We start from the raw sequence: 14,068 nt of genomic DNA on the forward strand, positions 1-14,068 counted from the left end.
CCCTGTGGGTTAACTGAAGGTGTAGCGGCTCAATGGCAGGCTGCGGATGCGCTGGCCGGTCAATTGGGCCACCGCATTGGCGACCGCCGGTGCCACGGCCGGTAACGGCGGTTCGCCGATGCCCCCCATCTTTTCGCCACTCTCGACGATCTTCACGTGCACCCGCGCCATCCGCGACGGCGGCAGGATCGGATAAAGGTCGTAGTTGCGCGCACGTGGCATGCCGTCCACGTACACCGCTTCCTCCAGCAGGGTTTGCGACAGGCCCAGGGCCACGGCGCCGTTGACCTGGGCTTCAATGATCGCCGGATTGACGATGCTGCCGGGGTCGATGGCCTGCCAGATGTCATGCACCTTGACCTGGCCCTTCTCGATCGACACCTCGGCGATCACCGCCGCGTGGGAGCCAAAGGGCGAAGCCATGGCCACGCCACGCGCCCGTCGGCTGCCGTCTGCGGCGGTGAACGGCCCGCGCTTCCAGCCGCCGGACAGCTCGCCCACCGCCTGCAGCAGGGTAGTCAGCCGCGCGTTGTCGCGCAGCAGGTGCAGACGCAGTTCGTAGGGGTCATGGCCGCCTTTGTCCGCCAGCTCATCGAGGAACGCTTCGTAGAAGAAGTCATTCAGCGAATTGCCCACCGAACGCCAGTAGCCAAGCATCGCCGGGCCCTTGACGTAGATCTGCGCGATGCGCTTGTTGGGGATCGCATAGCTCTTGCCCGACAGGCCTTCGAGGGCCGTAGGGTCGAGCTTGTCGCCCTGTTTGCCGGCAATCGCTTCGGTGGGGCCTTCGGTGGCGCTGACCGCTTCGATGGCCAGCGGCAGGCCTTTGTCATCCAGCGCGGCGCGGAACTTGACCACCGCGACCGGGCGCAGCACATCGCGCACGAACTCTTCCTCGCGGCTCCAGATCAGTTTGATCGGGCGGCCGACGGCCTTGGTCAGTGCGATGGCCTGTGGATACGGATTGGCCGACTCATACAGGAAGTGCCGACCGAAAAAACCGCCCAGCAGCGGGGAGTGCAGGGTGATTTGCTCGATGGCCAGGCCGGTGCGCTTGGCGATGTCGGCGCGGAACATATCCGGCGCCTGGTTGGGCAGCCACACCTCCAGCGTGCCGTCGGGGTTGTAGCGCGCCAGCGCCGAGGGCGGCTCCAACTGGGCGTGATTGAGGTATTGATTGTGATAGGTGGCGTCGACGCGGGTCTTGGCGCTGGCCAGCGTGGCGGCTACGTCGCCTGCGTTTTCTTCGTCGCGGGCCGGACCTTCTTGAGTGGCGAGAAAGTCACGGTAGTTGTCGCTGGAAAAGTCCGCCGGCATTGCGCGTAATGTGGAGTCGGCGGCGGCTTCGCGCCAGTCCACCTGGATCGCTTCAACGGCGCGCTTGGCGTGCCACCAGCGTTCGGCCACCACTGCCACGGCGCCGGGCAGGGTATGCACCGAATGCACGCCTTTCATGGCCTCGACCTGGGCCTGGTTGCGCAGGCTGCCCACGGTCATGCCCAGGCGCGGTGCGTGCTGCACGGCGGCGTGGAGCATGCCGTCGACTTTCAGGTCGATGCAGTACTGCGCCTTGCCGGTGGATTTGTCATAGGCATCCAGGCGTTTGACCGGCTTGCCGATCCAGCGGAACTGGCTGGGATCGCGCAGGGTGATACCGGCAGGGTCGGGCACCGGCATGTCCAGGGCGCGGCCGGCCAACTCGCCGTAACCCAGCGAGCGGCCCGACGCGGCGTGCACCACGCGGCCGGGCTGGGTGGTCAATTGGGCGACCGGCACACCGAGCTGCTCGGCGGCGGCCTGCAGCAACATGGCGCGGGCGAGGGCGCCGAGGCGTCGCATGGTCGGGTAGCTCATGCGCACCGACATGCTGCCGCCGGTGATGCGCATACCGTTTTCCATCACCACATAGGCCTCGCCGGGCGGCGCGGCTTCAACGCTGAACGTAGCCGGGTCGGCATCCAGTTCTTCGCCGATGATCTGCGCCATGGCGGTGTGTGTGCCTTGGCCGCCTTCCATGAAGGGGCTGAGCAGGCGCACGCTGCCGTCCGGGCGAATCTCCAGGAATGCCGGCACCTGGGTGCCGCGTTCGGCGGCGCCGGTGGCGGCCTGCACCCGGGATGCGCCCAGGGGCAGGCCGAAGCCGATCACCAGCGCGCCGACGGCGGTGCTCGCCAGGAAGCGCCGACGCGACAGGTTGATCGGCGCGTCGAGGGTTACGTCAGGCAGGACAGTGCTCATCAGGCGGTCTCCTTCCCGGCGGCCAGGTCAGCCATGGCGGCATGGATGGCGTTGTAGGTGCCGCAGCGGCACAGGTTGACCATCGCCGCGTCGATCTGGTCCCTGGTGGGCGCGGGGGTGTGCTTGAGCAGCGCGGTGGCCGCCATCACTTGCCCGGACTGGCAATAACCACATTGGGCCACCTGGCGCTCGACCCAGGCCGCGACCACGCGCTTGCCCACGTCATCGACCTCGATGGCTTCGATGGTAGTGATCTCGCGCCCGACCAGCGCCGCCACCGGCGTGACGCACGAACGCACCACGTTGCCGTCCACCAGCACCGAACACGCGCCGCACTGGGCCAGGCCGCAGCCGTACTTGGTGCCGGTCAGGCCCAGGTCGTCGCGGATCACCCACAGCAACGGCGTGTCGGCGTCGGCATCGACCTCATAGGCCTGTTGGTTAATACGTAATTGCATGGCGGCTCACCTGCTGATCATCGGTTGGTGCTGCATAAGTTCTTATAGGTGCGGTGCGACGGTACGTCGCCCATCGTCGAACTCTAGACCAACGCGCAAGGGCTATCTATGCAATCGCCTGCAAGTTCAGAGGATCAGGCAAGTAATCGACAGGATTGGGTCAATGCTCGGGCAGGTTCTCGCCCACCGCCTGGCGGATACCCTCGAGCAACATCGTGAACGCCGGGTTGTCGTTGTGCTCGCGCCAGATCAGGTGCAGTTCGCTCTGTGCGCCTTCGCCCAGGTCGATATCGCGGAACACCACGTTCTTGAACACCACACTGCTGGCGCAACGCGGCACCAGGGCCAGGCCCATGCCGGCGTTGACCAGCGCAAGGATGGTCAGCGACGAGCCCAGCCACTGCACATACTGCGGCGCGACGCGGGCCGAGCGCAGCAGGCCGGTGAGCAATTCATTGAACGGCGGGTAGGCGGAATGGGCGTACATCAGGAACGGTTGCGCATCCAGGTCGTGCACGCTGACCGTCTCTGTCTGGGCCAGCCGATGACTGCTCGGCACCGCCAGCACAAATGGCTCGCGCACCAGGCATTCGGTGGCGTAGCCGGGCTCCAGCAGCGGCGCGCGCACGATGCCCAGGTCGATGCGCCGGGCGCGCAAGGCTTCATATTGCTGGTAGGTGTTCATCTCGGACAGGTCGATCTTGACGTGGGGCTGCTTGAGCCGCGCCTCGGCGATCACCTTGGGCAGAAACTCATACACCGCGCTGCCGACGAAACTGATGTTGACCGTACCGATATCGCCCTCGGCAAAGCGCCGCGCGGTGACAGCCGCCTGCTGGGCGCGCTCCAGCAGGTACTGCGCCTCGATGAAAAAGGCCCGGCCGGCGGCGTTCAGCGCGACGCTGCGGGTGGTGCGCACAAACAGCTCCACGCCCAGATGATGCTCGAGCAACTGGATCTGCCGGCTCAGCGGCGGCTGGGTCATGTTCAGGCGTTCAGCGGCGCGGCGAAAGTTCAGCTCGGTGGCCACGGTGGTGAAGCAGCGCAGTTGCGTCAATTCGAACATTGATCTAATTCCGGTATCAATCCAATGCCAGGTTAGATTAGACGGGAACAATGCCTGGCGTCCATCATCGAGCCGTCCCCAAAAAAATAATGAAAGGGAGTTGCCCGTGGATACCCTTCAAAATGCGCCGGACCCGAGCGTGCTTGCGCGCGCCGCCGCCAAGGTCAAGCGCCATGTGCTGCCGTTGTTCGTGGTGATGTTCATCGTCAACTACATCGACCGGGTCAATATCGGCTTCGTGCGCAGCCATCTGGAAACCGACCTGGGCATTGGCGCGGCGGCCTATGGCTTGGGCGCCGGGCTGTTTTTCATCGGTTATGCGATCTTCGAAGTGCCCTCCAACCTGCTGCTGCAACGCTACGGCGCGCGGGCCTGGTTGACGCGCATCATGTTCACCTGGGGCGCGGCCGCGATGGGCATGGCGTTCGTGCAGGGTGAAACCAGCTTCTACGTGTTGCGCTTTATCCTGGGCGCCGCCGAAGCCGGGTTCTTTCCCGGCATCATCTATTACTTCACCCAGTGGCTGCCGGCCAGCGAGCGCGGCAAGGCCATGGCGGTTTTCCTCAGTGGTTCGGCGATTGCCTCGGTGATCTCCGGGCCGGTGTCGGGCGCGTTGCTCAATGTCAGCGGGTTGAGCCTGCATGGCTGGCAATGGATGTTCCTGATCGAAGGCTTCGCCTCCATCGTGCTGTGCGGCTTCGTGTGGTTCTGGCTGCAGTCCCATCCGCACCAGGCCAAGTGGCTCAGTACCGCGGAAAAACACGCGCTGGTCAGTGCCATTGCGCTCGAGCAACAGGCGCGCGAGGCGAGCCGGGGCGTGCGGCCGTCGATGTTCAAACTGCTCGCCGATGCGCAGATCGCCCTGTTCTGCTTTATCTACTTTTCCATCGCCCTGACTATTTACGGCGCCACGTTCTGGCTGCCGAGCATGATCAAGAAAATGGGCGACCTGGGTGACTTCCAGGTGGGCCTGTTCAATTCCATTCCCTGGTTGATTTCCATCGTCGCCATGTACGGCTTCGCCTCGCTGGCCAGCAAGTGGAAGCACCAGCAGGCGTGGGTGTCGCTGATGCTGGTGATCGCCGCGTTCGGCATGTTCATGTCCACCACCGGCGGGCCGGTGTTTGCGTTCGTCGCCATCTGTTTTGCCGCCATCGGCTTCAAGGCCGCTTCGGCGCTGTTCTGGCCGATTCCCCAGGGGTACCTGGACGCGCGGGTCGCGGCGGCAGTGATTGCCTTGATCAATTCGGTCGGCAACCTGGGCGGTTTCGTGGCGCCCACTACGTTCGGTTTGCTGGAGCAGACCACGGGGTCGATCGAGGGCGGCCTCTACGGCCTGGCGGCCACTTCACTGGTGGCGGCGGTGCTGGTGTTTTTTGCCCGCACCGCACCGCGCGGCGGTACACCGTCCATTTCATCCACGGCACATCACACCGTGCGTTCAGGTCCACAGGGAGCCGTCTCTTGAAAATTGTCCGCGTCACCGTCACCCCGATTGCCTTTCGTGACCCGCCGCTGCTCAACGCCAGTGGCATCCACGAACCTTTCGCACTGCGCTCGATCATCGAGATTGAAAGCGACACCGGTTACATCGGCCTGGGCGAAAGCTATGGCGATGCGCCGGCACTGGCGATCCAGCAACAGGTCCAGCCACAGCTGATCGGGCTCGACCCGTTCAACCTCAATGGCCTGCGTGCTGTGGTCCAGGCCACCGTGGCGGCGTACAGACCGCAGAGCATTGCTGGTGCGGAGCTGGCGCCGGGCTCACATGCCAGCAAAGCCGTGAGCAATGCCTATTCGGCGTTCGAAGTGGCGTTTCTCGACCTGCAGGCGCATGCGCTGGATGTGCCGCTGGTGGACCTGCTCGGCGGGGCGATTCGTGACCGGATCCCGTTCAGCGCCTACCTGTTTTTCAAATACGCCGAACATATCGATTCGCCCTACAAACCCGACAGTTGGGGCGAGGCCCTGAGTGAAGTGCAGATCGTCGCCCAGGCCCGGCGCATGCTTGAAACCTACGGCTTCAAAAGCATCAAGCTCAAGGCCGGTGCGCTGGAGCCTGAGCACGAGGTGCGCTGCATCAAGGCGCTGAAAAAGGCGTTTCCGGGGGTGCCGCTGCGCATTGATCCGAACGGCAACTGGTCGTTGCACACCTCGATTCGCATGGCCGAACTGCTGGGCGACGACCTGCAATATTACGAAGACCCGACGCCCGGCCTGGACGGCATGGCCGAGTTGCACGCACGCACCGGCTTGCCCCTGGCGACCAATATGGTAGTGACCGACTTTGACGAGTTTCGCCGCAGCGTGGCGTTGAACAGCGTGCAGATCGTGCTCGCCGACCACCATTACTGGGGTGGCCTGCGCGATACCCAGGTGCTGGCGAAAATGTGCCACACCTTTGGCCTGGGCGTGTCGATGCACTCCAACTCGCACCTGGGCATCAGCCTGATGGCCATGGCCCATGTAGCGGCCGCGGTGCCCAACCTCGACTATGCCTGCGACACGCACTACCCGTGGCAGGAGCCGGACGAAGAAGTGATCAAGGGCGGCAAGGTGCCCATCGTCGACGGCTGCGTGAGCATCACCCGTGCGCCGGGGCTGGGGCTGGAGCTTGACCACGATCAGTTGGCCAAGCTGCATGACCAATACCTCAGTTGCGGCATCCGTCAGCGTGATGACGTGAAACAGATGCAGCGCTATCAACCGGACTGGAAAACGCTCAAGCCGCGTTTCTGAAGCAGGTCGCTTGCTTTGCCCGGTGACGCATCCGCGTGTGTCGCCGGGCTTTTTTTCCCTCAGTCGACGAATCGAAACCCGCCGGCCAACTGCGCCTTCAAAAAGCCCACCAGCGCACTCACCGACTTCGGCACATGGGGCGAGTACGGCCGGATCAGGTAGATCTCATCGGCAAACGCGCCCTTGAGCGTCCAACCTTTCAATACCTGCACCAGCTTGCCCTCGGCCAGCGCCGCGTGGGCGCTGAAGTCCGGCAGCAGGGCGATGCCCAAGTGGTTGAGCGCGGCGTCGCGCAGGGCTTCGCTGTTGTTGGTGGCGAAGCTGCCGGCGATGGGGACGGTCAGGCGTTCGATGTGCTGGCTGCCGCGTTCGAAGGTCCAGGCCGGCTGGTCGGTGCCGCGCGGGTAGAACAGACAGTTGTGCGCCGACAGCTCGCTCGGCGCGCCGGGTTCGCCATGGCGCTGCAGATACTCGCGGGTGGCGACCAGCACCGAGGCGGTGTCGCAGAGTTTCCAGGCCACATGGGTTTCGGGGATCTGGAAGCCATGGCGCACGGCCAGGTCGTAGCCTTCGGCGACCAGTGAACTCAAGGCGTCGGACACGTCCAGTTGAATGCGCACCTGCGGGTATTGCAGCAAGAATTGCGGCAGGTGCGGCACCAGTTGTTGCCGGGCGAACGCCACCGGGGCGGTCAGCCGCACCAGGCCACGGACTTCCCCGGCCTGGTCGCGCACCGAAGAAAAGCTGCGGGCGATGTGTTCATAGGCGCTGCGCACCTCGCGGGTCAACGACAGCCCCGCGTCGGTCAGCCGAACGCTGCGCGTGGTGCGTGTGACCAGCCGGGTGCCGGTGGCCTTTTCCAGGTCGGAAATACGCTGGCTCACCGCCGATTTGCTCACGCCCAGGCGCGTCGCGGCGGCGGTGTAGGTGCCTTGTTCTTCCAGCACCGACAGCCAGTGAATGTGGGTCCACAGCCCTTCGATCTCGGCTTTTTCCATGGGTGTATTGTTCGCCAGGTTGCACAATAAGTTCAGGATTCTGCTCTGGTTCGGAACAAAGCGAAAGCCTAAGGTGGGTGCCAACGCCAACTACCTGGAGCGCCTGCCATGTCCACTACCCTTGAGCACTACATCAACGACCAGCGCGTGAGCCGCGATGATCGCTATCAGGACGTCTACAACCCGGCCACCGGTGAAGTCACCGCGCGCGTGGCCCTGGCCAGCCGCCAGACCGTGGCCGAAGCCGTCGGCGCCGCCCAGGCCGCCTTCGCCGGCTGGGCCGACACCCCGCCGATCCGCCGCGCCCGTGTGCTGTTCCAATACCTGCACCTGCTGCGCGAACGCAAGGACGATCTGGCGCGCATCATCGTCGCCGAACACGGCAAGGTCTTTACCGATGCCCAGGGCGAAGTCGACCGTGGCATCGACATCCTCGAATTCGCCTGCGGCATTCCCAACCTGCTCAAGGGCGAACATTCCGACCAGGTTTCCCGTGGCATGGACAACTGGACCCTGCGCCAGCCCCTGGGCGTAGTGGCCGGCGTGACGCCGTTCAACTTCCCGGTGATGGTACCGATGTGGATGTACCCGATTGCCATTGCGGCGGGCAACACCTTCATCCTCAAGCCAAGCCCCACCGACCCGAGCGCCTCGTTGTTCATGGCCGAGTTGCTGCGCGAAGCGGGCTTGCCCAAGGGCGTGTTCAACGTGGTGCAGGGCGACAAGGAAGCGGTGGACGCGCTGATCGAACACCCGGACGTCAAGGCGGTGAGCTTTGTCGGTTCCACGCCGATTGCCCAATACATCTACGAGAGCGGCGCGCGCAACGGCAAGCGCGTGCAAGGCCTGGGCGGTGCGAAAAACCATATGGTGGTGATGCCCGACGCGGATATCGAGCGCACCGTCGATGCCCTGATGGGCGCCGCCTACGGCAGTGCCGGCGAGCGCTGCATGGCGATCTCGGTGGCGGTGCTGGTGGGGGATGTGGGTGACAAAGTGATTGCGGCCTTGACCGAACGCGCCAAGACCCTGCGCATCACCGATGGCCGCGATTTGAAAGCCGAAATGGGGCCGATTGTGTCGAAGGTGGCGCTGGAACGCATCCGTGGCTATATCGAGCAGGGCGTCCAAGCCGGTGCGCACTTGCTGCTCGATGGCCGTGACTACGTGCCCACCGAACCCGGCCTGGAAAAGGGCTTCTGGCTCGGCGCCACGCTGTTCGACCACGTGACCCGGGACATGAGCATCTACCGCGAAGAGATCTTCGGCCCGGTACTGGCCTGTGTGCGCGTCAACGACTTTGCCGAAGCCGTGAAGCTGGTCAACGACCACGAGTTCGGCAACGGCGTCAGCTGCTTCACCCGCGACGGCCACATCGCCCGCGAATTTGCGCGGCGCATCGAAGTGGGCATGGTCGGCATCAACGTACCGATCCCGGTGCCGATGGCCTGGCATGGGTTTGGTGGCTGGAAGAAGAGCCTGTTTGGCGACATGCATGCCTATGGCACCGAAGGCGTGCGTTTCTATACCAAGCAGAAGTCGATCATGCAGCGCTGGTCGGAGAGTATCGAGCAGGGCGCGGAGTTTGCGATGCCCGTGTCCAAGTAAAGTCTCACAGGCCCTGTAGATCCGAGTGTGGGAGGGGGCTTGCCCCCGATAGCGGAGTATCAGTCACCCTCGATGTGCCTGAAGCACTGCTATCGGGGGCAAGCCCCCTCCCACAGGTTTTACCGCATTCAGGCAGTGGGTTTTGTAGAGGTCAGGCACTCGATGGATCGATCCACCGTGGTCTTGGCAATTTCCAGCAGGTGCCACACTGCCAGGATTTTCGCCCGCTCGGGGCTTTGCAGCAGTTCGCCACAGTCCAGGGCGGTGGCGGAGGCGCTGTCGAGCAAACTGGCGGTGTAGAGCAGGGCGTCTTCGAAGCTCAGGTCTTCGTTGACCGAGTGGAAGCCCTGGGTGGGCAGGTAGTGGTCGATGGCGCGGTTGAACGCGGCGCGGTCTTTTGCGGGGTCAAACGGTGGATCTGGCTGGACTTTATTCATGCTGCAATTCCTCGTGTGGTTTGGTACCGACCCCCGGCGCGACTAAACGATGGGTGGCGGCTGTACGCAGGTTAGTCGACCGGCCACAAGGAAAATCCGGCGCACCCGGAGGTGCCCTGCGCACAGCCACCATAAAACTTGATGGACCATGCGCCTTGTGACATTCCGGGCGACTAAACCCGATCACTGAATTGGCAGTGACGGAACGCAGACTAGCCAGCGATTCCAGCAGGCACAAGGCGGCAGGGATTGTCTAGGAAACGTCCTGCAATTTAAAGGGACACGCCTTGCTGGCCCTTTAAAAACCATGACCAAATGCCACCAATCCCAAGTTTTGCAATGCAGACAAAATGTGGGAGGGAGCTTGCTCCCGATAGCGGTGGGTCAGTCAATATCCATTTATCTGACCCACCGCCATCGGGGGCAAGCCCCCTCCCACAGTTTGACCGCGTTCAGGCAGTGGATTTTGTACAGGTCCGGCACTCGATGGAGCGTGGTCCTGGCAACTTCCGGCCATGCCACCAACCTCACTGTTGGAATGCAGACCAATGTGGGAGGGGGCTTGCCCCCGATGGCTGAGTGTCAGTCACTAGTTTTTACCGCGTTCAGGCAGCGGGTTTTGTACAGGTCAGGCATTCGATGGAGCGATCTACCGTGGTCTTGGCAATTTCCAGTAAGTGCCATACCGCCAGGATCTTTGCCCGCTCGGGGCTTTGCAGCAGTTCGCCACAGTCCAGGGCGGTGGCGGAGGCGCTGTCGAGCAAACTGGCGGTGTAGAGCAGGGCGTCTTCGAAGCTCAGGTCTTCGTTGACCGAGTGGAAGCCCTGGGTGGGCAGGTAGTGGTCGATGGCGCGGTTGAAGGCGGCGCGGTCTTTTGCGGGATCGTGGGGTGGGTCGGGTAGGACTTTGTTCATGGTGTCTTTCCTGTCTGAATATCAAGGAGCTGACACGTTTCGCGACTAAACGAAGGTGGCGGCTGTACGCAGGTTAGTCGACCGGTCAGAACAGGAACCCGGCGCGCCCGAGGGCGCCCTGCGCACAGCCACCATGAAGCTTCATGGGACATGCGCCTGTTCAAATCCGGGCGACTAAACCCGATCACTGATGAGCAGTGACGGAGCGCAGACTAGCCAGCGATTCCAGCAGGCACAAGGCGGCAGGGATTGTCTAGGAAACGTCCTGCAATTTAAAGGGACACGCCTTGCTGGCCCTTTAAAAACCATGACCAAATGCCACTAACCCCGCCGATCCAACAGTGGAATGCGGGCAAGATGGGAGCTGGCTTGCCTGCGATAGCCTTGGGTATCTACACAACTTTCAAAGGCTGACAAATCTCCCTCCATATTAAACAATAAAGTATTCGACGGCTCGCCGCGTCTTCACTAACCGTTTTGATACTTCGTAAGTGTGGGTCGTAGAGGGGATGCGCTGCGAGTGCTTTTATGTCGACAGCAACTAAGCTGACAACTAAGCGCTCGGTTTAATTTGGCGTGCAATACCATTAAGTGCAGAAAAATAACGGCCCCGGCCCGCAACCCTCCTGTCTGGTAGTTGAGTAGCTAGCTTTCTAGTTGCTGATCGTTGATTGTAAGTGCCACTGTCTTTATATCAAGGATATAAATACAGTGATGGCCTTTGTAATCTAAATAATTCTTCACGTTGCGACAGCCAGGCTTCCATGTTAAACCTTGCTCCGCACGTTAAGGCCAACTCTGGCTCGCTCTTTTCAGTCAGCAGCAAGTTGCTGGCTGTCATGTGTTATTCAATCTTCGCTTGTCACTTAAGCGTCAGTAAAAGGACATCATCATGAAACACGCGAATCACACACCCACTCGCTGGACTCGGGCCGATGCGCTGAAAGTTAATGAGAATGACCCGACGACCACGCAGCCGTTAGTGCGTCCTGACTTTCCTGTCATGAGTGACACGGTATTTATCTGGGACACCATGCCATTGCGTGAACTCGATGGCACCGTGGTATCCGTCAATGGCTGGTCGGTGATCTTCACACTCACCGCCGACCGCCGTCCCCACGATCCGCAATTCATCAATGCCGACGGCCGCTACGACATCAAGCGCGACTGGGAAGATCGCCATGGCCATGCGCGTATCTGCTACTGGTACTCGCGCACCGGCAAGGACTGGATCTTCGGCGGTCGTGTCATGGCCGAAGGGGTTTCGCCGACCACCCGTGAATGGGCCGGTACACCAATCCTGCTCAATAACGCCGGTGATATCGACCTGTATTACACCTGTGTCACCCCCGGAGCGACGATTGCCAAAGTGCGCGGCCGGGTTGTCACCTCCGACAGCGGTGTGGAGCTGCAAGGCTTTAGCCAGGTCAAGTCGCTGTTCGACGCCGACGGCACCTATTACCAAACCGAAGCGCAGAACGCGACCTGGAACTTCCGCGATCCCAGCCCGTTTATCGACCCTGTGGATGGCAAGTTGTACATGGTGTTTGAAGGCAACGTCGCCGGCGAGCGCGGGACACATGAAGTGGGCCCCAATGAGCTGGGGTTGGTGCCACCGGGGCACGAGGACGTGGGCGGGGCGCGCTATCAGGTCGGCTGCATCGGCATTGCCGTCGCCAAGGACCTCAACGGTGACGAATGGGAGATCCTGCCGCCGCTGGTGACCGCCGTCGGCGTGAACGATCAAACCGAGCGGCCGCACTATGTGTTTCAGGACGGCAAGTATTACCTGTTCACCATCAGTCACAAATTCACCTACGCCGATGGCGTGACGGGGCCGGATGGCGTCTATGGGTTCGTCAGCGATCATCTGTTCGGCCCTTACACACCCATGAATGCCTCCGGGCTGGTGCTCGGCAACCCGCCTTCGCAGCCGTTCCAGACGTATTCGCACTGCGTGATGCCCAACGGCCTGGTAACGTCGTTTATCGACAGCGTGCCCACCAACGGCGATGACTACCGCATCGGCGGCACCGAAGCGCCCACCGTCAGGATCGTATTGAAGGGTGACCGCTCGTTTGTGCAGGAGGCTTATGACTATGGGTACATCCCCGCAATGCGTGATGTCGTGTTGAACCAGTGACTGTCTGACGGCAATTTATCAGCAGATAAAATGCTGCAAATGTGGGAGGGGGCTTGCCCCCGATAGCGGTGGGTCAGTCGACATTTACATTGACTGACCCACCGCCATCGGGAGCAGGCCCCCTCCCACTTTTTTTACTGCGCTCATCAAGTCCCCGCCCACCGGGCCGATACAAGCTCTAGCCCCCCGAGCGTTCCCGAGCTCGGGGCGTGCACGCCTGGTCATCTCAGGACAACGAATAACAATCAAAAAGGGGTAGCCATGACCATATTGCAGCGCGTGATCGGCGGATTTGCGGTGTTGGTGCTGTTGCTGCTGATCATGGCCGGGATCAGCTATCAGAACACGCAGTCCATCGGCAGTCGCTTGTCCATCATCACCGGCCAGTCGGCGCCGTTGAGCCGGGCCGCCAGTGAGCTCTACGTGCACATCCTGCGTGCCAACCAGGCGTTGCTGGCCATTCAGATCAGCACCGACCCCAAGCAGATCGAGGACGGCAAGCAGCCGTTCACCGAGAGCATTGCCCAGTTCACTCAGTTGCTCGACAGCACCGCGGCCTATACCGGCGAGCATGAGGCGCTGCGGGCCAACCTGGCGCAGCAGCGCCAGCAGGTCGCGGCCTACGCCGAGCAGGCGCAGGGGTTGATGACGTCCCACTTGCAGCATGTGCAGCAGTTGGCGCTGACACGCACACTGCAGGGCTACAGCAGTGCACAGGCGATGCAGCTGACCAGCTACTTGCGTGATTACATCGCACAGGCACGCACCGCCGGCGAGCCGCAGCAGGTGGCCGCCGCAGAAAAACTCCTGTTGGAAGTCAACAAATCCTACGATGGTTTCGCAGCCCACACCGTCACGCCCGCCATTGATAAACTACAGCGCGTGCTCAACCTGCAGGACGAAGTGATCAGCACCCGCGCCCAGGCCCTGACGGCGATTGACCCGAGAGTCGGGCGGATCGCCGGCGTCATGGTCAATCGCCTGCTTACGGACCTGACCGCCGCTGACGGCCTGTTCCAGGCCTATCAGGTGGAGGCCAAGCTCGCCGCGCAGGTTCAGCAACAGCGCACGGCGGTTGACGCGGCGCTCAAAGCCACCCTGGACCGGATTGCCGAGTTCGGCAGCCAGTCCCTGGAGGTCGCCAACCAGGCCAGTCACTCGGCCAATGCAACCATCGGCACCAGCCGCAGCGTGCTGTTGATCGCCTGTGTGCTGGCGGTGCTGGCGGCGCTGGCGATTGGTACGTGGGTGGCCTTCAGCCTGCGGCGTCCGCTGGCGGCATTTCGCGACGTGCTCAAGACGCTCACTGCCGGGGACATGCGGGTCAGTTTCGATGTCAGCCGTAAAGATGAGTTCGGTGAGTTGGGCGGTTACCTGAACGAACTGACCAAGGCCCTGCAGACAACCTTCCGTGAATTGATCCGTTCTGCCGATGCGCTGGCCGTGACCGCCGGTAGCAACGCCTTG

The 14,068-nt window shown here is 62.3% G+C and carries 10 protein-coding genes and 1 pseudogene; 5 read left to right on the plus strand and 6 right to left on the minus strand.

Annotated elements, in window-relative coordinates:
• Window positions 1-9 precede the first annotated feature (9 nt).
• The 3 genes from TU82_RS04525 to TU82_RS04535 all read right to left on the minus strand — a co-directional run bounded on the left by TU82_RS04525 (window position 10) and on the right by TU82_RS04535 (window position 3,762).
• Window positions 10-2,238, minus strand: a complete 2,229-nt coding sequence (locus TU82_RS04525) for a xanthine dehydrogenase family protein molybdopterin-binding subunit (RefSeq protein WP_057721936.1) — start codon at window positions 2,236-2,238, stop codon at window positions 10-12.
• Window positions 2,238-2,696 (minus strand): (2Fe-2S)-binding protein, encoded by a 459-nt coding sequence (locus TU82_RS04530; RefSeq protein WP_057721937.1) that lies wholly within the window; start codon window positions 2,694-2,696, stop codon window positions 2,238-2,240. Before TU82_RS04530 ends, TU82_RS04525 begins: the two co-directional genes overlap by 1 nt.
• A gap of 160 nt (window positions 2,697-2,856) precedes the next feature.
• Complete coding sequence (locus tag TU82_RS04535) at window positions 2,857-3,762, minus strand: LysR family transcriptional regulator (RefSeq protein WP_057721938.1); 906 nt, start codon at window positions 3,760-3,762, stop codon at window positions 2,857-2,859.
• Window positions 3,763-3,868: 106 nt separating this feature from the next.
• Between TU82_RS04535 and TU82_RS04540 the strand changes: the two genes are divergently transcribed.
• Both TU82_RS04540 and TU82_RS04545 read left to right on the plus strand, forming a co-directional pair.
• Window positions 3,869-5,230 carry an MFS transporter gene (locus tag TU82_RS04540; RefSeq protein ID WP_057722590.1) on the plus strand — a complete coding sequence of 454 codons (1,362 nt, stop codon included), beginning with the start codon at window positions 3,869-3,871 and terminating at the stop codon, window positions 5,228-5,230.
• Window positions 5,227-6,501, plus strand: a complete 1,275-nt coding sequence (locus TU82_RS04545) for a glucarate dehydratase family protein (RefSeq protein ID WP_057721939.1) — start codon at window positions 5,227-5,229, stop codon at window positions 6,499-6,501. Before TU82_RS04540 ends, TU82_RS04545 begins: the two co-directional genes overlap by 4 nt.
• 59 nt (window positions 6,502-6,560) lie before the next feature.
• Here the strand turns inward: TU82_RS04545 and TU82_RS04550 are convergent, their stop codons facing one another.
• Window positions 6,561-7,499 (minus strand): LysR family transcriptional regulator, encoded by a 939-nt coding sequence (locus TU82_RS04550; RefSeq protein ID WP_057721940.1) that lies wholly within the window; start codon window positions 7,497-7,499, stop codon window positions 6,561-6,563.
• 108 nt (window positions 7,500-7,607) lie between these two features.
• Here TU82_RS04550 and TU82_RS04555 point away from each other — a divergent pair, with 108 nt between their 5' ends.
• Window positions 7,608-9,107, plus strand: a complete 1,500-nt coding sequence (locus TU82_RS04555) for a CoA-acylating methylmalonate-semialdehyde dehydrogenase (protein ID WP_057721941.1) — start codon at window positions 7,608-7,610, stop codon at window positions 9,105-9,107.
• Between the two features lie 128 nt (window positions 9,108-9,235).
• Here TU82_RS04555 and TU82_RS04560 read toward each other — a convergent pair whose 3' ends face one another.
• Both TU82_RS04560 and TU82_RS04565 read right to left on the minus strand, forming a co-directional pair.
• Window positions 9,236-9,544: a DUF6124 family protein gene (locus tag TU82_RS04560; protein ID WP_057721942.1), complete on the minus strand. Its 309-nt coding sequence runs from the start codon at window positions 9,542-9,544 to the stop codon at window positions 9,236-9,238.
• A 605-nt stretch (window positions 9,545-10,149) separates the two neighbouring features.
• Window positions 10,150-10,458 (minus strand): DUF6124 family protein, encoded by a 309-nt coding sequence (locus TU82_RS04565; RefSeq protein ID WP_057721943.1) that lies wholly within the window; start codon window positions 10,456-10,458, stop codon window positions 10,150-10,152.
• 892 nt (window positions 10,459-11,350) lie between these two features.
• On the opposite strand from TU82_RS04565, the gene TU82_RS04570 reads away from it, so the two are divergent.
• Window positions 11,351-12,601, plus strand: coding sequence for a glycoside hydrolase family 68 protein (locus tag TU82_RS04570; RefSeq protein ID WP_057721944.1), 1,251 nt, complete (start codon window positions 11,351-11,353; stop codon window positions 12,599-12,601).
• A gap of 969 nt (window positions 12,602-13,570) precedes the next feature.
• A pseudogene (locus tag TU82_RS29470) lies at window positions 13,571-13,990 on the plus strand (HAMP domain-containing protein); the annotation flags it as partial.
• Window positions 13,991-14,068 lie beyond the last annotated feature (78 nt).

It is taken from the genome of Pseudomonas orientalis (genome assembly GCF_001439815.1).
Classification (GTDB): Bacteria; Pseudomonadota; Gammaproteobacteria; order Pseudomonadales; family Pseudomonadaceae; genus Aquipseudomonas; species Aquipseudomonas orientalis.

Excerpts from the sequence above, each read along its gene's own strand:
- TU82_RS04560 (WP_057721942.1), bottom strand. The coding sequence starts at position 9,544 with ATGAATAAAGTCCAGCCAGATCCACCGTTTGACCCCGCAAAAGACCGC.
- TU82_RS04550 (WP_057721940.1), bottom strand. The coding sequence starts at position 7,499 with ATGGAAAAAGCCGAGATCGAAGGGCTGTGGACCCACATTCACTGGCTG.
- TU82_RS04535 (WP_057721938.1), bottom strand. The coding sequence starts at position 3,762 with ATGTTCGAATTGACGCAACTGCGCTGCTTCACCACCGTGGCCACCGAG.
- TU82_RS04530 (WP_057721937.1), bottom strand. The coding sequence starts at position 2,696 with ATGCAATTACGTATTAACCAACAGGCCTATGAGGTCGATGCCGACGCC.
- TU82_RS04555 (WP_057721941.1), top strand. The coding sequence starts at position 7,608 with ATGTCCACTACCCTTGAGCACTACATCAACGACCAGCGCGTGAGCCGC.
- TU82_RS04570 (WP_057721944.1), top strand. The coding sequence starts at position 11,351 with ATGAAACACGCGAATCACACACCCACTCGCTGGACTCGGGCCGATGCG.
- TU82_RS04525 (WP_057721936.1), bottom strand. The coding sequence starts at position 2,238 with ATGAGCACTGTCCTGCCTGACGTAACCCTCGACGCGCCGATCAACCTG.
- TU82_RS04565 (WP_057721943.1), bottom strand. The coding sequence starts at position 10,458 with ATGAACAAAGTCCTACCCGACCCACCCCACGATCCCGCAAAAGACCGC.